Origin of the sequence: Streptomyces shenzhenensis (assembly GCF_003688995.1) — a bacterium.
In the GTDB taxonomy this organism is placed as follows: domain Bacteria; phylum Actinomycetota; class Actinomycetes; order Streptomycetales; family Streptomycetaceae; genus Streptomyces; species Streptomyces shenzhenensis_A.
In genome coordinates, this window is record NZ_PENI01000029.1 from 1 (window position 1) to 24,639 (window position 24,639).

Sequence of the window (24,639 nt, forward strand, 5' to 3'; positions counted from 1 at the left end):
AGCCGATCCCGGGGTGCCACATGGAGCAGGTGAAGTACGGCTCGCAGTGGGCGCCGTGGGTCCGGGCCGCCCGCACCATGGTGGAGCTGCGCGAGGTGACGCCGGCGGACCTGGACCGCGAGTTCGCGGCCCTCGGCCGCGACCGCCTGGAGGAGGAGTTCACCCGGGTCGCGGAGCTGACGGCGGTCACCTGATGGCCCGGCTCGCCCCTCACTGCGGGCGCTGACCTCACGGCGAGTGCTCGGCAGGGCTCGTCCAGGGGACGCCCGGGCCATCCGATCGGCTGGCCCTGGAGCCGCAGGGGCTCGTCACAATGAAGGTCGCAATGAAGGTGTTCGCCCAGTTCAAACGGTCGGAAGGGAGGGCGGGCGGGTGGCGCAGTCGTACGAGCCGGACGCCCGGTGGCCGTCCGCCGTGCTACACGCGGCGTTCTTCCTGCTGCTCGGCGGCGCCCTCACCGGTTTTCTGGTGCGGCACCCGGGCGATCCGCTCATCCCGTGGATCATCGCCCTGCCCGTGGTCCTCACGCTGCTGTACGTCCTCGGACCGACGCTGGGCGGCACGCGGGCCTGGTCGGCCCGGTGGCAGCACGCCTGGCTCGGCCTCATCGTCGTGGTGTGGACCGTGCTGGTCCTGCTCGCGCCGAGCTTCGCCTGGTGCGCGATCCCCCTCTTCTACGCCGGGCTGCGCACCCTGCCGCCGCGGGCGGCGGTCGCTGTGGTGGTCGTCCTGACGGTTCTCGTCGTGGCCGCGCAGCTGAGGTTCGCGGGCCGCTTCGACCCGAACCTGCTGTTCGCCCCGCCCGCGGTCGCTGCCCTCGCCACCACCGTCTTCCTCCAGGCGCAGCGGCAGGCGGCACGCCAGCGCGATCTGATCGACGATCTGCTCCGCACCCGCCGTGAACTGGCCGCGTCCGAACGCCGTGAGGGCGTCTTCGCGGAACGCCAGCGGCTGTCCATGGAGATCCATGACAGTCTCGCCCAGGGCCTGTCCAGCCAGCGGATGCTGCTCCAGGCGGCCGAGCGGGTGTGGGAGGGGGACCCGGCCAAGGCCCGTGCGCACGTCCGCAGCGCGGCGTCCGTCGCCGAGCACAACCTCGCCGGGGCCCGGCGCTTCGTGTGCGATCTGGCCCCAGCCGACCTGGCCGGCGACGGCGGGCTCGGGGCGGCGCTGCGCGCCCTCGCCGCCCGGGAGTCCGGCGGGCCCCTCGGCGTGCGCGTGCATGTGGACGACGGTGGGCGGGCCCCGGAGCTGCCCGAGCGGGTCCAGTCGGCCCTGTTGCGCATCGCGCAGGGCGCGCTCGCCAACGTCCGCGAACACGCCGCCGCGACCACCGCCGCGCTCACCCTCACCCTGCTCGACGACCGGGTCGTCCTGGACATCGCCGACGACGGCCACGGTTTTGCCCCCGCCGCCCGGTCCGGTGCGGCGTCCGGGCTGCGCGGGTACGGGCTGCCCGCGATGCGGGCCCGGGTACGGCAGCTCGGCGGCGCCCTCACCGTGGAGTCGGCGCCCGGCGAGGGAACGGTCCTGTCCGTCGTCGTCACCCTGGAGACTCCCCATGATCAGGAAAGCGGGGCCGTCCGATGAGTGACCGCGGTACCGTGCGCATCCTGGTGTGCGACGACCACGCCGTCGTCCGGGCCGGGCTGCTCGCGCTGCTCGACAGCGCCCCCGGCATCGAGGGGGTCGGAGATGCCGACACGGGCGAGGAGGCGCTGGCCATGGCCGCGAAGCTGACGCCGGACGTGGTGCTGATGGACCTTCAGCTGGGAGCCGGCATCGACGGCGTGGAGACCACGGGGCGGCTGGTCTCCGGGCCCGGTGCCATCCCGCATGTGCTGGTCCTGACGACCTATGACACGGACGCCGACATCACCCGTGCCATCGAGGCGGGCGCGACCGGCTATCTCCTCAATGCGGAACGCCCCGAGGAGCTGTTCGCGGCGATCGCCGCCGCGGCCGAGGGCCGTACGACGCTCTCCGCGCCGGTGGCCGGCCGGGTGATGGCCCAGCTGCGCAGCCCACGCCCCACGCTCACCGACCAGGAGCGCGACATCGTGGCGCAGCTCGCGCAGGGCCTCGGCAACCGGGAGATCGCGCGTGCCCTGTTCATCAGTGAGGCCACGGTGAAGACGCATCTCAGCCGGATCTACGGCAAGCTGGGCGTGGACACCCGGGCGGGTGCGGTGGCCGTGGCGAAGGAGCGGCGGCTGCTGCCGTGAGGGCCCCCGCGGCGCGGATCCGCGGGCGTGACACCATCGCATCCGTGCTCGACATCGGCTACGCCCTCTCCAACCGCTTCCCGGACCCGCCGCAGACGGACTACCGGCGGGCGGACGTCCACGCGCTGCGCCACGACCTGTTCTGCGGGGACGTCTACCTCGCGGACACCGAGGCGGACCGGGAGCTGTCCACAGCCTGGGGATGGGTTCCGGTGCTGGACTTCGCGTGGGCGCTGTGCGACATCGTGGAGCGGCTGGACCGGGATCCGGCGGGCTCGCGGGCGTCGCGGCCCCAGCGGGCGGAACTGGACTTCACCGAGTCGACCGACCGCATGCTCTTCGAGCGCCGCTTCGGCTGGGTGGACATCGAGGCCGACTGGATGCCGGCCGAGGAGCCCCCGCTGTCCTTCTCCCACGCCGAACTGCGCCGTGAGGCACGGGACTTCCTGCACGACCTGCTCGCCGACCTGACCGATCTGCACGAACCCCTCGCGGAGAACCCGGCGGTGTGGACGCTGCAGGCCCGCTTCCCCCGGGTGCGGTGAGCCGGACCGGCGCCGCCTGCGACCGGGCCCCGGCGCCGTCCGTCAGTCCTGCACCCGGATGCCCAGTTGGGCCGCCAGCACCGGTGCCAGATCCAGGAGTTGGCCGGTGCTGAGGACCGCGCCGGACAGCCGCTCCACCCCGCGGGCGATCTCCAGCTGGGCGGCGCCGCGCAGGTCCACGTCCGTGAGGGTCGCACCGCTGAGGTCCGCGCCCTTCAGCGTGCAGCCGGCGAACTCGACCCGTTCGAGGCGCGCTCCCCCGAAGTCCGGTTCGACCAGGACGCAGTTCTCGAAGACGACGTCCTTGAGCCGGGCCGTACGGAGGTTGAGGTAGTCGATCTTGCCGCCGCGGATCAGGACCCGTTCCAGGACGGCGCCGTGCAGCTGGGTGCCGCCCAGCCGGGGGTCGTGCAGTTCGACATCGCGCAGGTTCGCTTCGGCGAGGTCGGTGCCGACGCCCCGTATGCCGGTCAGGGCGGTGTCGAGGATCCGGGCCCTGCGCAGCCGCGTCTCGTCGAGGGCGCACCCCGTCAGCGCGCAGTCCATGAAGCGGGCGCCCGCGCCGTCCTGGCCGACCAGGTCCGCCTCGCGGAACTCGACGCCGTCGTAGTCGCCGTCAGGCCGCAGCTCCGCCCCGTCGTACGGCTCCAGCGGCGGCAGCCGCAGCTCGGGGCGGCGCGCCGCCCGCACCCCGGTCCGGCCCGGCCCACCGGACCCGCCGGTGCCTCCAGTCACTCTTCTCGCCATGCCCCCATGCTGCCCCACACCTCTGACAATCCCTCCCGGCCTGCGCCGACGCAGCTGCCACCCACCGGGCACCGTGACCCGGCCGGACCCGGCCCAGGGCCGGGTCAGTCGTCCGGGCTGCCCAGCGCGGCCAGCGCGGCGTCCGTCAGGCGGTACCCACACCATTCGTCCTGCGCTCGGGCACCCAGGGACTGGTAGAAGCCGATCGCGGGCTCGTTCCAGTCGAGGACCGACCACTCAAGACGTGCGTAACCGCGCCGCACGCAGATGCGGGCGAGTTCGGTGAGCAGCGCGCGTCCGTGGCCGCCGCCGCGCGCCGTGGGCCGGACGTACAGGTCCTCCAGATGGATGCCGTGGACGCCGCGCCAAGTGGAGAAGGTGAGGAACCACAGCGCGAAGCCGGCCGCCTCCCCGGTCGAGTCGTCCACCGCCAGGTGGGCGAAGACGGCCGGCCGCGGCCCGAAGAGCGCCTCGTGCAACTGCTCGGGGGTGGCCCTGGCCTCGTCGGCGGCCTTCTCGTAGGCGGCCAGCTCCCGGATCAGGGCGTGGATGACGGGGATGTCGGCGGGGGTCGCGGCGCGGATCACGAGTGCCGCCCCGCCACCCGGTCGGCCAGCCGCGCCAGGCGGGACGACTCGGCGCCCGGGCGGAGCCGCTCGCGCCGGTCGGCGGCGCGGTAGGTGGCGTACATGCCCTGCACGCCCAGCCAGCGGAAGGGCTCGGGCTCCCATCTGCGGACCTTGTGGTCCACCCAGGGCAGGTCCGTCAGCTCGGTACGACCGCCCTGGCCGGAGTCGAGCCGGACCAGGTCGCGCAGGGTGCGGGCGGCGAGGTTGGCGGTGGCCACGCCCGAGCCGACGTAGCCGCCCGCCCAGCCCAGGCCCGTAGCACGGTCCAGGGTGACGGTCGCGCACCAGTCGCGCGGCACGCCGAGGACACCGGACCAGGCATGTGCGACGCGCAGGCCCGCGAGGGACGGGAAGAAGCGGACCAGGATCTCGCGCAGGGCGTCGACCGTCGCTTCCTGGGTGCGGCCGTCGTTGTCCGTCTTCGAGCCGAAGCGGTAGGGGACGCCGCGCCCGCCGAGCGCGATCCGGCCGTCGGCGGTGCGCTGGGCGTACATGTACGCGTGCGCCATGTCGCCCAGGGTCTCCCGGCCGTCCCAGCCGATCGCCGCCCACTGCTCGTCGGTGAGCGGCTCGGTGGCGATCATCGAGGAGTTCATGGGCAGCCAGGTGCGCCGCTGGCCCTTCAGGGACGCGGTGAAGCCCTCGGTGCAGCGCAGGACGTAGGGGGCGCGCACGGTGCCGTAGGGGGTGACGGCGTGCCGGGAGCGGATCTCCGTCACCGGCGTCGACTCGTGGATCGTGACGCCCAGCGCCTCGACCGCCGCGGCGAGGCCCTTGACGAGCTTCACCGGGTGCAGCCGGGCGCCGTGCGGGGTCCAGGTGGCGCCGACCGCGTCGGCGACCCGGATCCGTTCGCGGGTCTCGCGGGCGTCGTACAGCTCGCGGTCCTGCTCGCCGTACGACAGCTCGTGCTCGTGGAAGGCCTTCAGCCGGGCCAGCTGGGCGGGGGTGGTCGCCACCTCCAGCACGCCGCCGCGGTACAGGTCGGCGTCGATGCCCGCCGCCTCGGTGACCGCGACGACCTCGCCGACGGTGTCGTTCATGGCCCGTTGCAGGCGTACGGCGGCCTCGTGGCCGTGCAGCTTCGCGTACCGGTCGCGGCCCGCGACACCGTTGTACAGCCAGCCGCCGTTGCGGCCGGAGGCGCCGTAGCCGCAGAACTTCTGCTCCAGGACGGTGACGCGCAGGAAGGGGGCGGCCTGCTTCAGGTAGTAGGCGGTCCACAGGCCCGTGTAGCCGCCGACGACGATCACGACGTCGGCGGACGCGTCCCCGCTGAGGGGTTCGCGGACCGCGGGGAGGCCGTCGTCCGCGTACCAGAAGGAGATGCCGCCGTTGACGGCCCCGCTTGCCGAGCTGCTCATGCGCGGACGTTAACCCTTCAGAGCGGTCAGTGTCTCCTTCGGATTCCATGCTTTTCCCCGGCCCCTGACCAGCGGATAGCAGGCCAGACCGACCAGTACGGACACGAAGTGCCCGAAATCGGTGAAGGTGGCGCCGGTGAGGAGCGGCACCAGGACGGCGGCGAGCACGACCGCCAGGTACAGATACCGCCAGGGCGCCGCGATCCGGTAGGTGAGCGCGCCGACCACCCCGGCCAGCGCATAGCTCACGCCGACGTCGAGGGTGTGGACGGCCCGCTGCGGTGCGGCACCGTCCCGGATGGCGTTCAGCAGCGTCAGCTCGCTGATCAGCGTGGCCAGCACATGCGCGGCGGCGCACACCAGGAGCCAGCGCAGGGTGCCGAGCCAGCGTTCGGCCTGGGCGTGGACGGCCGTGTACAGGACGGCGTACGGCAGCCAGCGGCCGCCGTCGATCCACATCGCGCTGGTGATCAGCACCCGCACCGGGTCCCGTGACAGCTCGTGGATGTTGGTCGAGCGCTGCCGCAGGAACTCCCGCTCGAAGGCCGGGGACATGTAGTGCAGGACGATGGTGGTGACGAACAGGACCAGCAGCCAGACGTAGGTCCCCGGGGCGCTGCGCACATAGCCCGCCACCGCCCCGAGCCGGCACCGATATCGGATGACCCGGTTCACACGGGTCAGTATGGTCACCAAGGTGATCGAAGTGCCCGGCGAGCTGGTCGCCTCACAGGAGAAGTTCAACGGGGAGGCGGGGCGCGCGTTCGTCGCGGACCTGCCGGGACGGGCCGCGGAGTTCCTGCGGCGATGGGAGCTGCGGCTCGACGGTCCGGCCATGTACGGGGTGTGCGCGCTGGTCCTGCCGGTGGTGCGCGCCGACGGCAGCCCGGCCGCGCTGAAGCTCCAGCCGCTCGACGAGGAGAGCGCGGGCGAGCCCCTCGCCCTGCGGGCCTGGGACGGCGACGGGGCGGTGCGGCTGCTGGCGCACGACGAGCCGACCTGCACGCTGCTGCTGGAGCGGCTCGACGAGGGCCGCATGCTGCGCGACGTGCCGGACACCAGGGCGTCCGTGCGGGTGATCGGCGCGCTGCTGGCCCGGCTGACCGCGCGGCCGGCACCGCCGGGGATGCGACGGCTCGGTGACATCGCACAGCGGATGCTGGAGCAGGTGCCGTGGGCGCTGGAGCGCGTCCCGGACCCGGCGGACCGGCGGCTGCTGGCGGACTGCGCGGCGGCCGTGCGCGAGGTGCTGGCCGAGCCCGGCGACCGGCTGCTGCACTGGGATCTGCACGACGAGAACGTGCTCTCGGCCCGGCGGGCCGACTGGCTGGCCATCGACCCCAAGCCGCTGGCCGGCGACCCCGGCTTCGATCTGCTCCCCGCGATCGACAACCGCTACGACCCGGCCGAGACCCGCTGGCGCTTCGACGCGCTCACCGATGCCCTGGGCCTGGACCGGGAGCGGGCGAGGGCGTGGACGCTGGGGCGTGTGCTGCAGAACTGTCTGTGGGAGCTCGAGTCCGGACGGCCGCTGGAGACAGCCCAGTTGGAGATCGGGATTGCACTGCGCGGATGACACGCCACTGGATGGCCCATGCACCCCATTAATAGGCTTATCAGTCATAGCGTGCAGGGTATGACGAAATACCACATCGCTTCCCTGGCCTGTGCCTCGGCGCTCGCCGGTGCGGCGCTGGCCACCACTCCGGCCTGCGCCACCGCCCACGCCCAGACGACGCACGAGGTGCAACCGGGCCAGTCCATCCAGAAGGCGGTCGACGCCGCCCAGCCCGGTGACACCATCCTGCTGAAGTCCGGCATCTACCGCGAGAACGTCACGGTGAGCACGCCCAAGCTGACCCTGCGCGGCACGGGCCAGGGCACGGTGATCCAGCCGCCCGCCAAGAAGGCCGCGTCCATGTGCGCCGAACAGGGAGACGGCATCTGTGTGATGGGCGCCAAGACCCGCAACGTCGAGGGCGTCACGATCGCCGACCTGACCGTGACCGGCTTCACCCGGGCCGGCGTGTTCGGCATGGGGACCGACGGGATGACCGTCAACAGGGTGCACGCGGTCAAGAACGGCACCTGGGGCATCGCCCAACAGCAGTCCGTGCGCGGTGTGTTCCGCGAGAACTACGCCATGGACAACGGCGACGCCGGCCTCTTCCTCGCCAACACCGTCACGGCCGAGGAGGGCGCCCAGGACACCAAGGGCGCGCGGGTCGAACGCAACTGGCTGCAGAACAACCGCATCGGCCTCACCGTCCGGCGCCTGCGCAACCTCACCGTGGCGAACAACGACGTCACCGGCAACTGCGTCGGCATGTTCGTCGTCGGCGACGAGAACAAGCCGCGGGCGGGCGCCCTGACCGTGCAGGGCAACCGGGTCACGCAGAACAACAAGTCCTGCCCGAAGACCGAGCGGCTGCCCGCGCTGCAGGGTTCCGGGATCGTGCTGACCGGTGCCGAGGACAGCCTGGTCACCCGGAACCAGGTCACCGACCACTCCGGCAAGTCCCCGCTGTCCGGCGGCATCGTCCTGTTCAAGAGCTTCGTGGGCGTCACCAGTGAGCGGAACCGGATCCACGACAACATGCTGGCGAACAACGCCCCGGCGGACCTCGTCAACACGGACCCCGGCAAGGGCAACACGTTCAGCGGCAACGCGTGCCGGGTCTCCCAGCCCTCGGGAATGTGCTGACCGGCGGCCACCGCATCGCTCAGCGCCCCGCCCCAAGAACCCCGATCCAAGGAAGGAAGGCGGCACATGACGACCGCAACCTCCGCCAAGTCCTCGGCCCCGCACGGCCAGGGGGAATCCCCGTCGCCGCCACCGTCCATGCGGCTGAGAGAGCTCGTGTTCGGCGCGGCGTGTGCCGCCGCCGTCCGGGCCGCCGCCCGGCTGGGCGTCGCCGACGCCCTCGGGGACTCCCCCAAGGCCGTGGAGGACCTCGCCGCCGTGGTGAAGACCGAAGCGAAGCCGCTGCGCCGGCTGCTGCGCGCCCTGTCCTGCTACGGCGTCTTCGAGGAGCGGCCGGACGGCACCTTCGCGCACACCGGCATGTCCCGGCTGCTGCGCGAGGACGCCCCGGACAGCCTGCGCGACATCTCCCTGTGGTGCACCGAACCGTGGACCTGGGACGCCTGGCCCCGGCTGGACGAGGCCGTGCGCACCGGCCGGAACGTGGTCGAGGACCTGTACGGCAAGGAGTTCTTCAGCTACCTCAACGAGGACGCCCCCGAGTCGGCGGACGTCTTCAACCGCGCGATGACCACCTCCAGCGAGCAGTCGGCGCGGGAGGTGGCCGCGCTGCTCGACCTGTCCGGCAGCGCCTCGGTGGCGGACGTCGGCGGCGGCCAGGGCCATGTGGTGGCGAGCCTGCTCGACAAGTACCCCTCGATGCACGGCAGTCTGCTCGACCTGCCGCGCGTGGTCGACAACGCCGTGCCGCGGCTGCGCGAGGGCGGCGACCTCGCGGACCGGGTGCGCATCGTGCCCGGCGACGCCCGGGAGTCCGTCCCGGTCAAGGCCGACGTCTACGTCATCAAGAACATCCTGGAGTGGGACGACGCGAGCACGACGCGGCTGCTGGACAACGTCATCCGGGCGGGCGGCCCGGGCACCCGGGTCGTGGTCATCGAGAACCTCGTCGACGACACCCCCTCGATGCGCTTCAGCACCGGCATGGACCTGTTGCTGCTGCTCAACGTCGGCGGCGCCAAGCACACCACCGAGTCCATGGTGACCAGGCTGACCTCGGCCGGCCTCGTCATCGACGACGTCAGTCCGGTCAACCCGTATCTGCACGCGTTCGACTGCCACGTCCCGGGCTGACGGACACGGCGGAACGGACGCCCGTCGCCGGACCCGCGGCAGCGCGGGCCCGGCGACCGGTGTCTGCGGGGGCGGCCGTATCAGTCGCGCTCCCACAGGTAGAAGCGGTGCGCCATGGCGTCCTTGGGTGAGCGCCAGGTCTCGGGGTCGTACGCGCTGACGTACGCCTCCAGCCGCTCGCTCACGTCCCGGAACTCCGGGTGCCGGGTGACCTTGGCGATGGCCGGTCCGGGCTCGCGCTCGGACTCGATCAGATGCATGTACACATCGCCGAACTGGAAGAGGCTGCGCCGGACGACCCCGACGAGGTGCGGCAGCTCTCCGCGGTCGGACTCCTCGAACACCTTGGCGATGTCGAGGGCGGAGCCCGGGGCCATGCGGGCGACGATCAGTGCCTGGTGCATCGGATGCGTCCTTCCGCGCTCAATCGGCCAGGGCGGCCGCGGACCCCTGCCGCGCCGCGGCCTTCTCGATCCTCTCCCGGATCAGGGCCATCTGGATCTTGGAGTTCCGGTTGATGTTGTCGGTCATCCAGTCGTCGTCGACCGGGGCGTCCGGCTTCATCGCGAAGTCCTGGGTCCACACCATCCGGGTGCCGGCCGGGACCTCCTCGTAGCGCCAGTGGATGTCCATGTGCGCGAACGGCCCGGTCTCGACCCGGCGCGCCTTGACGGTGAGCGTCTCGCGGTCCGGCTCCCGCTCCGAGACCCAGTGCCACACGACGCCCTTGTCGTCCGGGTGCATGGTCAGCCGGAACGTGGTCTTCGCGCCCTCCCGGGAGAGGATCTCGACCGACGCGTACTCGCTGAACAGGCGCGGCCAGTTCTCCAGGTCGTTGGTCATGTCCCAGACGAGGTCCAGCGGGGCGGCGATGGTGATCTCGTTCTGTGTGTGTCCAGCCATGTCAGGCTCCTGCCATAAGGGTGCTGTTGACGAGGTCGAGGAACTGCCGGGGCGTCTTGCAGCGCTCCGCGTCCGGCGGCATCGGGGTGCCGTGCCGGTTCTCCAGCTCCCCGACGATGCCGAGCAGACCCAGCGAATCGACGCCGAGCGCGTCGAAACCGGTGTCGGACCGCTGTGCCAGCTCCTGCGGGGCGACGGTGACCCCGGCGGCCTGCTTCATGAGCCCGGACAGCTCTTCCACGGTGATGTGGGCACTCATACGTTGTTCTCCTTCTCTCCGGGAGTGCGGTGAGACGGCCTCGGTGGGAGGCGTCAGGTACTTCAGACCCCTTCGCCGGCGCCGCGCCGCAGCACCAGCGCCGAGTTCGACCCCATGAGTCCCCGGCTGAGGACCAGCGCCGTGCGCAGCTCGACGGCGCGGGCCCGGCCGGTCACGAGGTCCAGGTCGTGGCAGACGTCGAAGACGTTGGGGGTGGGCGGGATCAGACCGTGCTCCATCGCGAGCACCGCCGCCGCGGTGTCCAGCACGGGCGCCGCGCAGTAACCCCGGCCGATGCCCGTCTTCGGCGCGGTGACGGGCACCCGCGCGGCATGCCCGCCCAGGGCGTCGGCGATCGCCAGCGCCTCGGCGCGGTCCGCCGCCGGCACGCCGAGCGCGTCGGCGAAGACCACGTCGATCTCCTCCGGCGCGCAGCCGGCCTCGTCCAGGGCGCCCCGGATCGCCTGGGCGAGCCCCGCGCGGGACTCCTCCCAGCCGGAGGCGCCGGTGAACGTCGCCGCGTGCCCGGCGAGCAGGGCGCGCAGCGGCGCACCGCGCTCCCGGGCCACCCGCTCCGCCTCCACCACGACCATGGCGCCGCCCTCGGCGGGCACGAACCCGCCGGCCGCCGCCGTGAACGGGAGGTAGGCACGGGACGGATCGTCGACGGTGCTCAGCTCCTCGTAGCCGAGCTGGCACACCATCGAGTACGGGGCGAGCGGCGCCTCGGTCGAGCCGGCCACGACCGCGTCGGTGCCACGCTGCACCGCCCGCGCCGCATGGGCGAGCGCGTCGAGGCCGCCCGCCTCGTCGGCCGCGACCACCGAGCACGGCCCCTTGAAGCCACGGCGGATGGAGATCTGGCCGGTGGAGGCGGCGTAGAACCAGGCGATGGACTGGTACGGGCCGACGAACCGGCTGCCCTTCCCCCACAGTCGCTGCAGCTCCCGCTGGCCGAACTCACCGCCGCCGGAACCGGCCGCGGTGACCACACCGATGGAGAACGGCTGGCCGGCGGTGTCGGCCGCGCCGAGCCGGGCGTCGTCCAGCGCGAGGTCGGCCGCGGCCATCGCGTAGTGCGTGAACCGGTCGGTCTGGACGAGGTAGCGCTCCTCGACCGCCGCCGCCGGGTCGAAGGCGCGGACCTCACCGGCCACCTTCAGCGGCAGGTGCTCACACCCCTCGCGGGTGATCCGGTCGAGGACACTGAGCCCCTCCTGGGTGTTCTTCCAGAAGGTGTCGATGGTGGTTCCGTTGGGTGCGACGACACCGATTCCGGTGATGGCCGCGCGGCGTTCGCGGGGTGCGCTCATCGTGTCCTCTCCTACTCCCGGGGGCGGGTCAGGATCACCGCGGACTGGAAGCCGCCGAACCCGCTGCCCACGGAGAGCACGCTGTTGAGCGTGCGCTCGCGGGCGACACGGGGGACGTAGTCCAGGTCGCACTCGGGGTCCGGGGTCTCGTAGTTGGCGGTCGGCGGTACGACCTGATGGGCCAGGGCCAGCACACAGGCCACGACCTCGATCGCACCGATCGCGCCGAGGGAGTGCCCCACCATGGACTTGATGGAGCTCATGGGCGTCCGGTAGGCGTGCTGCCCCAGGGCCCGCTTCACGGCGGCCGTCTCGTGCCGGTCGTTCTGCCGGGTGCCGGAGCCGTGGGCGTTGATGTAGTCGATGGCCGTGGGGTCCAGCCGGGCGTGGTCGAGGGCGACCTCGATGGCCCGGGCCATCTCCAGGCCCTCGCTGGTCAGGCCGGTCATGTGGTAGGCGTTGCCGTAGGTGGCGTAGCCGCTCAGTTCGCAGTAGACGTGGGCGCCTCGGGCCCGCGCGTGTTCCAGTTCCTCCAGGACGAGCACCGCGCCGCCCTCGCCCATGACGAACCCGTCACGGTTGTTGTCGAAGGGCCGGGAGGCGTGTGCGGGGTCGTCGTTGTTGGGGGACGTGGCCTTGATCGCGTCGAAGCACGCCATGGTGATCGGTGAGATCGGCGAGTCCGAGGCCCCGGCTATGCAGACGTCGGCCCGGCCCTCCTCGACGGCGTGGAAGGCGTATCCGACCGCGTCGAGTCCGGAGGTGCAGCCCGTCGAGACGGTCTGCACCGGACCCTGCGCGCCGAATCGTTCCGCGACCGCCGAGGCGAGCGTGCTCGGCGAGAACGCCCGGTGCAGCTGCGGCTCCGCCTCCCGGTGATCCACGTCCCACTGCCGCCCCCCGTGGCTGACCAGGACGTAGTCGTGTTCGAGGCGGGTGGTGCCGCCGACCGCGGTGCCCAGGGAGACCCCGACCCGCCAGGGGTTCTCCCTGGCCAGATCGAGACCCGAGTCGCGCACGGCCTCGTCGCCGGCGACCAGCGCGAACTGTATGTACCGGTCCGCCCGCTCGACCTGCTCGGTGTCCAGCCCGTGTGTCACCGGGTCGAAGTCGCATTCGGCGGCGATCCGGGACCGGAGGCCGGCCGGGTCGAAGCACGTGATGCCGCGCGTCGCCGTACGCCCGGCCGCCAGCAGGTCCCAGAAGGCCGGTGCGCCGATACCGCCCGGGGCGACGATGCCTATGCCGGTGACCGCCACGCGCCGGGTCATGGAGAGACCTTCTCCGCGTCGGCCGCGGGGACGGCGCCCGCCGCGGCTGCCTCGGTGGTGACGGCGGCGGCGCCGATCACGTCGGTCTCCTCCGTGTCGACGTGGCCCAGCTGCGGGCGCGGCGCGAGCGGACCGAGGTGGAAGACGATCCGCGCCTCCACCTTGCCGACGTTGCGGAAGCGGTGCCGCATGTAGGCGGGGATCATCAGCCCCTGCTCGGGCCGCAGCGCGTGCGCCTCGCCGTCCAGGTCCACCACCAGCTGACCGCAGACGACGTAGACGAACTCCTCGGAGTACGGGTGGTAGTGCTCGCCGATGCGGTCGCCGGGCTGCACGATGGCCACGCCCATGAAACCGCTGGTGGAACCCACCGTGGCCGGGGTGAGCATGGCGCGCAGATCGCCGCCGCGCCTGACGTTGGGCTCGACCTCGCTGAGGTCCACGATACGGGGACGGGGTTTGATCACGACGTTCCTCCGTTGGTGTACTGCGTCGAGATGACAGTCGTGGCCATCGGGTCAGGCGTCCGGCGAACGGCGATCGGTGACGAGGGTCATGCGCACGACCTCGCCGTCGAGGAGCGACTTCAGCTCGGCCGTGTGCTCCGGCCGCTGCAGCAGGGGCTCGGCACCGGCCGCGTCGCGCACGTCGACCAGCCGCACCACGACGTCGTCGCGCTGGAAGACCGTGCTGCGCAGGACCGGGCTCGCCGGGTCCTCGGCGGCCGCCTCGTCGTGCTGGGCGAGCAGCTCGGCCAGCCGCATCCCGCAACCGGACACGACCGGGTAGTACTGCGCGTACCGCTCGCCCTGGGACAGCCCGTCCGCCGTCACGTGGTGCACGGCCGGCAGCGCCGCCCGGGTGAAGAACACCCGCGCCGACTCCTGGTCGTTGAGGTCCCGGTCCTGCTCCAGATACGGGTTGATGGCCTCCTCCACCGCGCGCACCTCGGGCTGCTGGGCCACGTGCCGCAGCGCCGCGAGCAGGTCGCCGCGCACCTCGATGGCCCGCACCACCCGATTGCCGTGCATGAACAGCGAGGTCCGGCACAGCCGCGTGGTGTCGTCGACCCGCGCCTCGGGCGAGGCGTAGTCGGCGAGGATCTTCGCGGCCTTCTCCTCGGTGCCCGGCCGGACCGTGAAGGTCAGCGCGTGCCGGATCACTCCGTCGCCGATCCGCGGCGAGGTCTGGAGCCGGCGGTGCTGCGACCGGTCGACCGCCGCGCCGGTCTCCCGGACGATGTGGAAGCGCAGCGACCGGGTGTCCCGGACGCAGCTGTGCAGCGGCTCCACCATCCGCACGTGCTCCTCGCTGTTCACCCAGGCGAGGAACGGCGGCGCGCTCTCCCACTCACTCGTGATGAGCCATTGGGACGGATTCTCGATGGACTGGCAGAGTTGGTCGCTGACATGTCCGGGTACGGACGCAACCTGGTTGCACAGCTGCTCGTACGCCTCCAGGAACTGCTGCTGGGCTCCGTCGTAGACGTCGACCAGCAGGACGACCCGGAGCCGGGAGCCGTCGAACACGGACTGGGAGACTTTCGACACCTGTCGCGTCAGCACTTCTGAAACTCGTTCAGACGTAGTGGTCATCCTGCGTACATCTCCTTCGCGTGCGGATGCAGACGCCGGCCGATGATGACGCGACGTCAGCGTTCCTTGATCCTGTGCCGGTCCCCAGGAGCGCGCGACTCGTATGAACCACGCGGGTGATTGGGGCGGCGGAGGCACTCCGGGTCGCTCGCACCGGGCATGGAACGTCACAGGCGCCGCATCGGGCGCACCCCTGCCTCTGGAGGCTTCGATGCATCAAAAAGCCGACCACCGAATTCCCGTCCTCATCGTGGGCGGCTCTCTGGTGGGCCTGTCCATGTCACTGTTCCTGGGCCGTCTCGGGGTCCGGCACCTGCTCGTCGAGCGGCACTCCGGGACATCGATCCACCCGCGCGGACGCGGCAACAACGTGCGGACGATGGAACTGTTCCGGATGGCCGGCATCGAGCCGGACATCAAGACGGCGGCCGCACTGCTCGCCGACAACCACGGCATCCTGCAGACCCCGACGCTGGCCGGCGACGCCGGCGAGTGGCTGTTCAAGCAGATCGACCCCGGTGGCGGGCTCGCCCGGTTCAGCCCCACCGGCTGGTGCCTGTGCAGCCAGAACGACCTCGAACCGGTGCTCATGGACGGCGCCCGCGCACTCGGCGGCGACCTGCGCTACTCCCATGAGCTGGAGACCTTCGAACAGGACGCCGAAGGGGTGACGGCCACCGTCCGGGACCGCGGCACCGACGAGCGGTACACCGTCCGCACGGACTACCTGGTCGCGGCGGACGGACCGCGCAGCCCGGTGCGCCGCCGGCTCGGCATCGGGCAGTCCGGCCCCGGCGACCTGTTCGCCAACGTCAGCGCCACCTTCCGCTCCAAGCTGCTCGCCGATGTGGTCGGCGACCGGCGTTTCATCTGCTGCTACCTCACCGACCAGGAGGCGGACGGCGCCCTGCTGCCCGTCGACAACGAGGAGCACTGGGTCTTCCACGCGCCGTGGCATCCCGAGCGCGGCGAGACGCTGGAGGAGTTCACCGAGGAGCGGCTGCAGCGGCACATCCGGCGGGCCGTCGGCGTCCCCGACCTCGATGTGGAAATCACCGGAAAGGCGTCGTGGCGCGCCGCCGAACGGGTCGCCGACCGGTACGCGGCCGGCCGGGTGTTCCTCGCCGGCGACTCCGCCCACGAGATGTCCCCCACCGGGGCGTTCGGCTCCAACACCGGCATCCAGGACGCCCACAACCTGGCCTGGAAGCTGGCGGCGGTGCTGGACGGCTGGGCCGGCCCCGGCCTGCTGGAGACGTACGACACCGAGCGGCGCCCGGTGGCCCTGGCGACCAGCGCCCGCGCCTCCGCCCGCTCCGTCGAGCACAGCCACCCCGGCTTCGCCCCGGCCCCGGGCGTCGGCGGCGGCAGGCGCGGCGGCATTCTCAACGTCGTCCTCGGCTACCGCTACCCGCGCGGTGCCGTCATCGGCGCCGACCCGGAGCAGCCGGTCGTGCCGGAGGAGCTGACCCTGACCGGACAGCCGGGCAGCCGCGCCCCGCACCAGTGGCTGCGCCGCTCCGGCGAGCGCCTGTCCACCCTCGACCTGTACGAACGCTCCCTGGTCCTGCTCAGCGACGCCCCGGACGACGCGGGCTGGCACGCCGCGGCCCGCCGCATCGCCGAACAGGACGGGGTACGCCTGGACGCGTACCGGATCGGCCCGGGCGCCGACGCGGATCTGACCTACGACACCCAGCCCGCCGGCGGCCCGTCCGGCCCCGGCCGACCCGGCGGCACCAGCGGCCCCGGCGCCGCGGGCGGACCCGGCCGGCCGGGCGGCACGAGCGGCGCGGGCGGCCCGGGCGCCGCGAGTTCGGTCGACTGGGCGCGACTGCACGGCACGACGGCCGACGGCGCGGTCCTGGTACGCCCGGACGGCTTCGTGGCCTGGCGATCCTCCGGCGCCGTACCCGACCCGGAGACAACGCTCCGCAAGGTCCTGACCACCCTCCTACGCACGGGCTGACCTGCCTGTCAGCACGAAGGCCACCCGCACCGGCAGGTGCGAGTGGCCTTCGTCATACGGAGCCCCCTGTCGGATTCGAACCGACGACCTTCGCTTTACAAGAGCGGCGCTCTGACCAGCTGAGCTAAGGAGGCGTGCGGGTGTGCGCCCGTGCAGTGTACCCAGGTCCCGGGGGGCCTCAGCGAGAATTTCCGCGAAGTTCACAGTCCCCCAGGTACTGACAGATCAGGCAAACGCCAGGTACCGTCCTGACCCAGTTCACCCGCGTTGACTACGTCAACCACCTTCCTACTCGGATCGTCCGGCACGTTCCTGCCGGTAGAAGGGGCTACTCACCATGGCCACTGTCACGTTCGACAAGGCGACCCGGATCTACCCGGGTTCCGAAAAGCCCGCCGTCGACTCGCTCGACATCGCGATCGAGGACGGCGAGTTCCTCGTCCTCGTCGGCCCGTCCGGCTGCGGCAAGTCCACCTCCCTGCGCATGCTCGCGGGACTGGAGGACGTCAACGGCGGCGCCATCCGCATCGGCGACCGCGACGTCACCCACCTGCCGCCCAAGGACCGGGACATCGCCATGGTGTTCCAGAACTACGCGCTCTACCCCCACATGTCGGTCGCCGACAACATGGGCTTCGCCCTCAAGATCGCCGGCGTCAACAAGGCCGAGATCCGCCAGAAGGTCGAAGAAGCCGCCAAGATCCTCGACCTCACCGAGTACCTGGACCGCAAGCCCAAGGCCCTCTCCGGCGGCCAGCGCCAGCGTGTGGCGATGGGCCGTGCGATCGTGCGTGAGCCGCAGGTGTTCCTCATGGACGAGCCGCTGTCCAACCTGGACGCCAAGCTGCGTGTCTCCACCCGCACGCAGATCGCCTCGCTCCAGCGCCGCCTCGGCATCACCACCGTCTACGTCACCCACGACCAGGTCGAGGCCATGACCATGGGCGACCGCGTCGCCGTCCTCAAGGACGGCCTCCTCCAGCAGGTCGACTCGCCCCGCAACATGTACGACCGCCCCGCCAACCTCTTCGTCGCCGGCTTCATCGGCTCCCCCGCCATGAACCTCATCGAAGTACCCATCACCGACGGCGGCGTCAAGTTCGGCAACAGCGTCGTCCCCGTCAACCGCGACGCCCTCAAGGCCGCCACCGACAAGGGCGACAAGACCGTCACCGTCGGCGTCCGCCCCGAACACTTCGACGTCGTCGAGCACAACGGCGACGCCACCGCCTCCCTGTCCAAGGACACCGAGGACGCCCCCGCCGGCCTCGCCGTCTCCGTGAACGTCGTCGAGGAGACCGGCGCCGACGGCTACGTCTACGGCTCCGTCGAGGTCGGCGGCACACAGAAGGACCTCGTCGTCCGCGTCAACAGCCGCGCCGTCCCCGAGAAGGGCACCCGACTCCACGTCGTACCCCGCCCCGGCGAGACCCACGTCTTCTCCACCTCCACGGGCGAACGCCTCACCGACTGACCCCGGGTGATTCACCCAGGTTGACGCATCAGGGCCCCGCAGGCTGCTGCGGGGCCCTTCCCGTTGTCGACAAAGACCCCGGCAAACGCGTGCATTTCGAGCAGTGTGCGTCAACACCCCGCCAGGAAAAGGCACTTCCTCGTCCCTCGAACCGGTGACCAAATGTCGCCAAATCATCACCGGGCGCTACTCTCACTCGCGTGAAGCACTCCACCACCCAACAGACGCGGCGCGGTCGCCGGGGCCCTGCCCACCGGATCGGCCGCACCCTCGCCCTGGTCCTGCCCGTCGTCCTGGTCCTCTCCGGGACCCTCGCGGTCACCCGAGTCAACTGGTCGGGGAACCCGTCGCACTCGGTGCTCACCGCCTCGGACGTCTCCTCGGCGAGCAGCTCCTCCAAGGCTGTGCAGCGCGCGCCGCAGGAGGTGCTGCGCGACCAGCTGCTGGCCGAACTGCAGGAGAAGAACCCGGGCGCGGTCCTCACCCACCTCCAGCAGGCCGTCAACGACCGCCCGTCGCTGGCCCGGCACTGCACGTCCATCGCCCGCGCCCTCGGCGAGGCGGCCGTGCGCATGTACGGCGCCTCACGGGCGCAGTCGTACGCGCGCCCCGTCTGCGACACCTCCTTCGCCTCCGGCGTGCTGGCCGCACACGGCTGAGCCGGACCACCGCCCGGCCGCTGCCGGGCAAGCGGCCGTTCGGAAGTGGGTAACGGCTGCTCAAGGAGCCGGTTGCGACCGGCCACCGCGGGTGGGGCGCCACGTACAGTTCGGGCATGACCGATCCGAACGCCGCGTCGCGCCCCACCCAAGCCGTCGTCCTGGCCGGCGGCCAGGGCTCCCGGCTGCGCCCCTACACCGACGACCGGCCCAAGCCGATGGTCGAGATCCCCGGCACGGGCACCCCGATCATCGGCCACCAGCTGTCCTGGCTCGCCGAGGAGGGCGTCACGGACGTGGTGATCTCCTGCGGCCACCTCGCCGAGGTCCTGCAGAAGTGGCTGGACACCGCCGATCTGCCGGTCCGCGTCAGCACCGTCGTGGAGACCGAGCCGCTCGGCCGCGGCGGCGGCCTGAAGTACGCGGCGGCCCACCTCCCCCACCCGGACCGGCCCTGGTACGCCACCAACGGCGACATCTGGACCCGTTTCTCGCTCCGTGAGATGGCGGACTTCCACGCCGAGCGCGACGCCGTCGCGACCCTCGCCCTGGCCCGGCCGCGCATCCCGTGGGGCGCCGTCAAGACGGACGGCTTCGGCCACATCACGGACTTCATCGAGGCGCCGCCGTCGACCTTCGAGATCAACGCGGGTGTGTACGTCTTCTCGCCTGAGTTCGCCGGGATGCTGCCCGCGCGCGGCGACCACGAGCGCACCACGTTCCCCCACCTGGCCCGCGAACGCCGCCTGGCGGGCTTCCCGATCCCCCAGGGCGCCTACTGGCGCGCCATCGACACGGCCAAGGACCTCACGGAAGCAGCAAAGGAACTGGCAGCACTGGGCCGCTGAAACGCACCCGGTACGTCACCCAGCCCTCGAAGAGCCGAGCACGGAGGCAGACCGCGCGCCCCGGGGTCCCGAGTACGACGAAGGGGCCCGGCACCCCTTGGCGGGGCCGGACCCCCTTCAGAGCCTCCCGTCAGCCGAGGAGACCACCGACCAAGCGGCCCAGCTGCCCCGAGGTGGACAAGCCACCACCGTCCACGACGCATCCCGCACCCTCGACCTAGGCCACCGGCCAGACACCTCGAACAACCGGACACGAGCGCCGGCCGCACGGAAAACGCCCAGGCACGACGAAGGGGCCCGGCACCCCAGGCAGGGCCGGACCCCTTCAGAGCCTTCGGTCAGCCGAGGAGACCGCCGACCAGGCGGCCCGGCTGGCCCGACGTGGACGAGCCGCCGTCCTCCGAGCCGCCGCCCGTACCGCTCGTGCCGGCAGGCGAACCGCCCGAGCCGCCCGAGTCGCCCGAACCGCCGGTCGCCGTACCGCCGGAGCTCGGGCCCGCGCTGGTGCTCGGTGCCTGGCCGGCCGGGGAGTTCCGCTGCGGCGGGGCCTGGCCCACGGTCCCCTGGGTCTGGCTCGGCGCGCCGCCGGTGACGGTGCCGGACGAGCGGGCCGCGCCCGGGGTCGTCGCCGCGCCGGACCCGGACGGGTCGGCGCCGGCCGTGGCACCCCCGCTCGGCGTGCTGGAGGCCGACGGGCTGGTCGAGTGCTTCCTGCTGGGCTCGTCGGGGAGCGGCGAGCCGGGCACATTGTTGCGCGGGGCCTCGCCGGGGCCGGGCACGACCACCCGGCTGGAGTCACGGACGGCACCGCCGAGCAGGGATCCGACGAGCAGGGTGAGGCCCACGGTGACGGCGGTGACGAGGGCGCCCCGGCGCAGCACATAGCGACGCAGCTCCCAGATGTCGGAGCGCGGCCCGAGGGTGCGCCAGGCACGGCCCGCGAGCCGCCCGTCGATCGAGTAGACGGGCGCGCCAGCGATGATCAGCGGGGACCACGCGGCGAGGTAGATGATGTCCGGCGCGTCGTACGCGGGGACGGTCTTCCAGCTGACGGTGACGATCAGCGCGGCCGAGAGCCCGGCGCCGACCACCGCGGCGACCCGCTGCCAGCAGCCCAGGATCGTGAGGACGCCCACGACAACCTGGAGGAAGGCGATGACCAGCCCGGAGCCGACCGGGTGCTGCAGGGCGAACTGGCGCAGCGGCTCGGCGACGTCCCAGGGGTGCAGGGTGTTGAGCCACTTCACCATCGAGCCGCGCTTGCCGCCGTCGAAGTAGACGGGGTCGCAGAGCTTGCCCATGCCGGCGTAGACGGAGATGAAGCCGAGGAAGATGCGCAGCGGGAGCAGGACGACGCCGAGGTTCATCCGGCGGCCGGGGTAGTACGCGTGCCGGGCCGGATCGTCGCCGTGCCGCTTGCCCGAGGGCTCGTCGTCCGCCCTGGCCGGCTCGGCGTAGTCGTCGAACTCCTCGTCGGCGTAACCGGGTTCGTCGTACGCGCTGCCGACGGTCCGCATGTGCGGCAGGAGCCTGGTCTCGCCGGAACCCGGCGTGCGCTGGGAGCCGATGACGGGCGTCTCGACGGTCCGGTCGAAGTCGTCGTAGCCGCCATACCCCGTGTCGTCGGTGTAGTCGGCGTAGTCGGTGTAGCCGGTGTGGTTGCCGTAGTCGGCGTCGATCCGCGGGATGACCTGGGTGGCCCCGGTGTCGAGGGACGGCTCTTCGACGTAGCGGACGCTGCCGCCCCGCACCGCCTGGAGCAGCCGGTGGGCGCCGGTGTCGTCGGGGGCCGAGCGGCCGCTCCAGACGACCGGGCGGCGCCGCGTCCTGGCCGGGCCCGCGCCACCCGCGGTGCCGCCGACGGAGATGCCGGCGGTGTCCCGAGCGGCACCCGACTGACCCGCGAAGAGCGGGGCATGGGTGCGCCACGTCGAGGCGCCCAACTGGACGCGGAAACTCGCGTGGTTGACGATGACCTGCGCCGGATCGCTCGGCACCTTCACCATGCTCAGCGCGGGAGCGTCGTCGAATCCCGACGAGCGGTCCCCCGTGGGTGTGCGGGGTGTTCTCGTGTCCACACTCATCTAACCGAGTGATGTGGAGTTAGGACACTGCCTGAACCCGTCGGATCTGTCCGGACCGCGTCAAGCATGTCCAGGACGCCCGAATTAGCCCGTACGGGTGAACTGGCGGACGCGCGTTCACGCCCGTCGGCGAGCCGTCTCGTACAGCACGATGCCCGCCGCCACACCCGCGTTCAGCGACTCGGCGCCGCCCGGCATCGGGATGCGGACCCGGAAGTCGCAGGTCTCGCCGACCAGTCGGGACAGGCCCTTGCCCTCGCTGCCGACGACGATCACGACCGGGCCGTCCAGGGCCTCCAGGTCGCCGAGTTCGGCCTCCCCGTCGGCGGCGAGCCCGACGACCACCAGCCCGGCCTTCTTGTACGCCTCCAGGGCGCGCGTCAGATTGGTGGCGCGGGCGACGGGCGTACGGGCGGCCGTACCGGCGGACGTCTTCCAGGCGCCGGCGGTCATGCCGGCCGCGCGGCGCTCGGGGACGACGACGCCGTGCCCGCCGAAGGCGGAGACGGAGCGGACGACGGCACCGAGGTTGCGCGGGTCGGTCACCCCGTCGAGGGCCACGATCAGCGGGTCCTCGCCCGCGTCGTGGGCGGCGGCGGTCAGATCCTCCGGGTGGGCGTACACGTACGGCGGGACCTGGAGGACCAGCCCCTGGTGGTTGAGGCCGCCCGTCATCCGGTCCAGTTCGGGACGCGGGGCCTCCATGAGGTTGATGCCGCCGCGCTCGGCGGCGAGTTGCAGCGCCTCGCGGACCCGCTCGTCGCTGTCGATGAACTGCTGCACATACAGGGTGGAGGCGGGCACGCCCTCGCGCAGCGCCTCGACGACCGGGTTGCGGCCGACGACCAGCTCGGACGACGTCCGGCCGGCGCCCCGGCGCTGCTGCGGACGGCCCTGCGTGCGGCGGGCCTGGGCCGCGGCGGCGCGCTGCTTGGCGTGTCCCTTGCGCATCTCGGCGGGCGGGGTCGGCCCCTTGCCCTCCAGGCCCCGGCGCCGCTGGCCGCCACTGCCGACCTGCGCGCCCTTCTTGCCGGACATGCGGCGGTTGTTCGCGGCCATGACCCACTACCTGTCTGTTGAAGCGTCGTACGTACGTCTGTGCAGTGTGCCGCCCGGACGGCCGGGCGGCACAATCGATCAACCGGGCACCCGGACGGGCTCAGCGCGGGCCGAGGCTCCAGCGCGGGCCCTGCGGGCTGTCCTCGATGACCAGTCCGGTCTGGTTGAGCTGGTCGCGGATGGCGTCCGCGGTGGCCCAGTCCTTGCGGGTGCGGGCGGACTCGCGCTGGTCGAGGACGAGCCGTACGAGACTGTCGACCACGCCGTGCAGATCCTCGCCGCGGTCGCCGCCTTCGCCGGCCCAGTGCGCGTCCAGCGGGTCGAGGCCGAGGACGCCGAGCATGGCCCGCACCTCGGCGAGCCGGGCCACGGCGGCCTCCTTGTCGTCCGCGGCGAGGGCGGAGTTGCCCTGCCGGACGGTGGTGTGCACGACCGCGAGGGCCTGCGGGACGCCCAGGTCGTCGTCCATCGCCTCCGCGAAGGCGGGCGGGACCTCCGCCGCGGGCTCGACGACGCCCCCGGCCTTCTCCATCACGCGCTGCACGAAGCCCTCGATCCGCGCGAACGCCGACTCGGCCTCGCGCAGCGACTCCTCGCTGTACTCGATCATCGAGCGGTAGTGCGGGGTGCCGAGGTAGTAGCGCAGCACGATCGGCCGCCACTGCTTGACCATCTCGGAGACGAGGACCGAATTGCCCAGCGACTTGGACATCTTGTCGCCGGCCATGGTCACCCAGGCGTTGTGCACCCAGTACCGGGCGAAGTCGTCGCCGTACGCCTTGGCCTGGGCGATCTCGTTCTCGTGGTGCGGGAAGATCAGGTCGAGCCCGCCGCCGTGGATGTCGAACGCGGCGCCCAGGTACTTGTGCGCCATGGCGGAGCACTCCAGGTGCCAGCCCGGGCGCCCCGGTCCCCACGGCGTGGGCCAGGTCGGCTCGCCGGGCTTGGCGGCCTTCCACATGGCGAAGTCGCGCGGGTCCCGCTTGCCGGTCTCGCCCGCGCCGGTGGGCTGCTGGAGGTTGTCCAGCTCCTGCCGGGACAGCTCCAGGTACTGCGGGAAGGACCGCACGTCGAAGTAGACGTTGCCGTCCGCCGCGTAGGCGTGCCCGCGTTCGATGAGCCCCTGCATCATCTCGACCATCTCGGGCACATGGCCGGTGGCGCGCGGCTCGTACGCCGGCGGCAGGCAGCCCAGCGCCTGATAGCCGTCGTTGAACGCGCGCTCGTTCTCGTACCCGATCGACCACCACGGCCGGCCCTGCTCGTGGGCCTTGGCGATGATCTTGTCATCGATGTCGGTGACGTTCCTGATGAAGGTCACGTCGTAGCCGCGGTACTCGAACCAGCGGCGCATGATGTCGAAGTTGAGGCCCGACCTGATGTGCCCGATGTGCGGTGCGGCCTGCACGGTGGCGCCACACAGGTAGATCGAGACACAACCCGGCTTGAGCGGGGTGAAGTCACGGATCTGCCGGGCGCTGGTGTCGTACAGGCGAATGGTCACCACTCCAGGGTAGTGGGCGTGGGGCAGTGCCTCACGACCCTTCGCCCAAGGGGCATCCATTCGTGACATCACACGCACCACGGCGCCCACCCGACGACGGTTCCCTGAAAGGGGCGCGAGGAACTGCGCGGATGTCGGACCCCGGCCGCAACTGGCTCACGCCCGGCAACAGGCTCGGACGCGTCTCCAGCGCCCGGCCACCGGACCGACGGAACGGACGCCACCGACCCACGCCGTCCTCCCCCACCGGTCGCCGAACTGCCGGGCGTACATCGCCTCGGCGGTGAGGTCGAGCCGCCGGCCGGCCACGGGGTCGCAGACAATCCGATGCAGCCGGCGCCCGAGCACGCGAG

General features: G+C 72.0%; 24 protein-coding genes, 1 tRNA gene and 1 pseudogene. 11 read left to right on the forward strand and 15 right to left on the reverse strand.

The window, feature by feature from the left end:
- The 4 genes and pseudogenes from CTZ28_RS33735 to CTZ28_RS33750 form a co-directional block, all read left to right on the forward strand.
- Positions 1-194, forward strand: a pseudogene (locus CTZ28_RS33735) (hypothetical protein); the annotation flags it as partial.
- Between the two features lie 178 nt (positions 195-372).
- The gene (locus CTZ28_RS33740; protein ID WP_121893542.1) at positions 373-1,590 is read left to right on the forward strand and encodes a sensor histidine kinase; all 1,218 of its coding nucleotides are present in this window, start codon (positions 373-375) and stop codon (positions 1,588-1,590) included.
- Complete coding sequence (locus CTZ28_RS33745) at positions 1,587-2,225, forward strand: response regulator (protein ID WP_121893543.1); 639 nt, start codon at positions 1,587-1,589, stop codon at positions 2,223-2,225. The genes CTZ28_RS33740 and CTZ28_RS33745 overlap by 4 nt, the downstream gene beginning before the upstream one ends.
- A gap of 44 nt (positions 2,226-2,269) precedes the next feature.
- Positions 2,270-2,770, forward strand: coding sequence for a hypothetical protein (locus CTZ28_RS33750; RefSeq protein WP_121893647.1), 501 nt, complete (start codon positions 2,270-2,272; stop codon positions 2,768-2,770).
- A 42-nt stretch (positions 2,771-2,812) separates the two neighbouring features.
- On the opposite strand, the gene CTZ28_RS33755 is transcribed toward CTZ28_RS33750, so the two are convergent.
- The 4 genes from CTZ28_RS33755 to CTZ28_RS33770 form a co-directional block, all read right to left on the reverse strand.
- The gene (locus CTZ28_RS33755; protein WP_121893544.1) at positions 2,813-3,517 is read right to left on the reverse strand and encodes a pentapeptide repeat-containing protein; all 705 of its coding nucleotides are present in this window, start codon (positions 3,515-3,517) and stop codon (positions 2,813-2,815) included.
- 104 nt (positions 3,518-3,621) lie between these two features.
- On the reverse strand, positions 3,622-4,104 hold the full coding sequence (locus CTZ28_RS33760; protein WP_121893545.1) for a GNAT family N-acetyltransferase: 483 nt from the start codon (positions 4,102-4,104) through the stop codon (positions 3,622-3,624).
- Positions 4,101-5,510: an NAD(P)/FAD-dependent oxidoreductase gene (locus CTZ28_RS33765; RefSeq protein WP_121893546.1), complete on the reverse strand. Its 1,410-nt coding sequence runs from the start codon at positions 5,508-5,510 to the stop codon at positions 4,101-4,103. The genes CTZ28_RS33760 and CTZ28_RS33765 overlap by 4 nt, the downstream gene beginning before the upstream one ends.
- Before the next feature lie 9 nt (positions 5,511-5,519).
- Positions 5,520-6,197, reverse strand: a complete 678-nt coding sequence (locus tag CTZ28_RS33770; protein WP_259471935.1) for a rhomboid-like protein — start codon at positions 6,195-6,197, stop codon at positions 5,520-5,522.
- Here CTZ28_RS33770 and CTZ28_RS33775 point away from each other — a divergent pair.
- The 3 genes from CTZ28_RS33775 (at position 6,196) to CTZ28_RS33785 (ending at position 9,348) form a co-directional block, all read left to right on the forward strand.
- The gene (locus CTZ28_RS33775) at positions 6,196-7,086 is read left to right on the forward strand and encodes an aminoglycoside phosphotransferase family protein (protein ID WP_121893547.1); all 891 of its coding nucleotides are present in this window, start codon (positions 6,196-6,198) and stop codon (positions 7,084-7,086) included. The two genes, CTZ28_RS33770 and CTZ28_RS33775, sit on opposite strands and share 2 nt — an antisense overlap.
- A gap of 60 nt (positions 7,087-7,146) precedes the next feature.
- Positions 7,147-8,214, forward strand: coding sequence for a right-handed parallel beta-helix repeat-containing protein (locus CTZ28_RS33780; protein ID WP_121893548.1), 1,068 nt, complete (start codon positions 7,147-7,149; stop codon positions 8,212-8,214).
- Between the two features lie 66 nt (positions 8,215-8,280).
- Positions 8,281-9,348, forward strand: a complete 1,068-nt coding sequence (locus CTZ28_RS33785; RefSeq protein WP_398657284.1) for a methyltransferase — start codon at positions 8,281-8,283, stop codon at positions 9,346-9,348.
- Between the two features lie 80 nt (positions 9,349-9,428).
- Here the strand turns inward: CTZ28_RS33785 and CTZ28_RS33790 are convergent, their stop codons facing one another.
- The 7 genes from CTZ28_RS33790 to CTZ28_RS33820 all read right to left on the reverse strand — a co-directional run bounded on the left by CTZ28_RS33790 (position 9,429) and on the right by CTZ28_RS33820 (position 14,689).
- Positions 9,429-9,752: a TcmI family type II polyketide cyclase gene (locus CTZ28_RS33790; RefSeq protein ID WP_121893549.1), complete on the reverse strand. Its 324-nt coding sequence runs from the start codon at positions 9,750-9,752 to the stop codon at positions 9,429-9,431.
- A gap of 19 nt (positions 9,753-9,771) precedes the next feature.
- On the reverse strand, positions 9,772-10,251 hold the full coding sequence (locus CTZ28_RS33795) for an SRPBCC family protein (RefSeq protein WP_121893550.1): 480 nt from the start codon (positions 10,249-10,251) through the stop codon (positions 9,772-9,774).
- A 1-nt stretch (position 10,252) separates the two neighbouring features.
- Positions 10,253-10,510: an acyl carrier protein gene (locus CTZ28_RS33800; protein WP_121893551.1), complete on the reverse strand. Its 258-nt coding sequence runs from the start codon at positions 10,508-10,510 to the stop codon at positions 10,253-10,255.
- Positions 10,511-10,572: 62 nt separating this feature from the next.
- Positions 10,573-11,823 (reverse strand): beta-ketoacyl synthase N-terminal-like domain-containing protein, encoded by a 1,251-nt coding sequence (locus tag CTZ28_RS33805; RefSeq protein WP_121893552.1) that lies wholly within the window; start codon positions 11,821-11,823, stop codon positions 10,573-10,575.
- Positions 11,824-11,834: 11 nt separating this feature from the next.
- Positions 11,835-13,094: a beta-ketoacyl-[acyl-carrier-protein] synthase family protein gene (locus CTZ28_RS33810; RefSeq protein ID WP_121893553.1), complete on the reverse strand. Its 1,260-nt coding sequence runs from the start codon at positions 13,092-13,094 to the stop codon at positions 11,835-11,837.
- Complete coding sequence (locus tag CTZ28_RS33815) at positions 13,091-13,561, reverse strand: cupin domain-containing protein (protein ID WP_121893554.1); 471 nt, start codon at positions 13,559-13,561, stop codon at positions 13,091-13,093. Before CTZ28_RS33815 ends, CTZ28_RS33810 begins: the two co-directional genes overlap by 4 nt.
- 51 nt (positions 13,562-13,612) lie before the next feature.
- Positions 13,613-14,689, reverse strand: a complete 1,077-nt coding sequence (locus CTZ28_RS33820) for a SchA/CurD-like domain-containing protein (RefSeq protein ID WP_121893555.1) — start codon at positions 14,687-14,689, stop codon at positions 13,613-13,615.
- 211 nt (positions 14,690-14,900) lie between these two features.
- Here CTZ28_RS33820 and CTZ28_RS33825 point away from each other — a divergent pair, with 211 nt between their 5' ends.
- On the forward strand, positions 14,901-16,658 hold the full coding sequence (locus tag CTZ28_RS33825) for an FAD-dependent oxidoreductase (RefSeq protein ID WP_121893556.1): 1,758 nt from the start codon (positions 14,901-14,903) through the stop codon (positions 16,656-16,658).
- A 60-nt stretch (positions 16,659-16,718) separates the two neighbouring features.
- On the opposite strand, the gene CTZ28_RS33830 is transcribed toward CTZ28_RS33825, so the two are convergent.
- Positions 16,719-16,792: transfer RNA gene (locus CTZ28_RS33830), tRNA-Thr, on the reverse strand.
- A 203-nt stretch (positions 16,793-16,995) separates the two neighbouring features.
- On the opposite strand from CTZ28_RS33830, the gene CTZ28_RS33835 reads away from it, so the two are divergent.
- From CTZ28_RS33835 to CTZ28_RS33845, 3 genes are all read left to right on the forward strand, one after another.
- Positions 16,996-18,132: an ABC transporter ATP-binding protein gene (locus CTZ28_RS33835; protein WP_121893557.1), complete on the forward strand. Its 1,137-nt coding sequence runs from the start codon at positions 16,996-16,998 to the stop codon at positions 18,130-18,132.
- Positions 18,133-18,332: 200 nt separating this feature from the next.
- Complete coding sequence (locus CTZ28_RS33840) at positions 18,333-18,791, forward strand: hypothetical protein (RefSeq protein ID WP_121893558.1); 459 nt, start codon at positions 18,333-18,335, stop codon at positions 18,789-18,791.
- Positions 18,792-18,907: 116 nt separating this feature from the next.
- Positions 18,908-19,639 (forward strand): nucleotidyltransferase family protein, encoded by a 732-nt coding sequence (locus CTZ28_RS33845; RefSeq protein WP_121893559.1) that lies wholly within the window; start codon positions 18,908-18,910, stop codon positions 19,637-19,639.
- 338 nt (positions 19,640-19,977) lie between these two features.
- Here CTZ28_RS33845 and CTZ28_RS33850 read toward each other — a convergent pair whose 3' ends face one another.
- From CTZ28_RS33850 to cysS, 3 genes are all read right to left on the reverse strand, one after another.
- A complete protein-coding gene (locus tag CTZ28_RS33850) occupies positions 19,978-21,723 on the reverse strand; it encodes a DoxX family protein (protein ID WP_183154718.1) in 1,746 nt (581 codons plus the stop codon).
- A gap of 117 nt (positions 21,724-21,840) precedes the next feature.
- Entirely contained in the window at positions 21,841-22,782 is a 942-nt protein-coding gene (gene rlmB, locus CTZ28_RS33855; RefSeq protein WP_121893561.1) for a 23S rRNA (guanosine(2251)-2'-O)-methyltransferase RlmB, read from the reverse strand.
- 100 nt (positions 22,783-22,882) lie between these two features.
- Positions 22,883-24,286, reverse strand: a complete 1,404-nt coding sequence (cysS, locus tag CTZ28_RS33860; RefSeq protein WP_121893562.1) for a cysteine--tRNA ligase — start codon at positions 24,284-24,286, stop codon at positions 22,883-22,885.
- Positions 24,287-24,639: the final 353 nt, after the last annotated feature.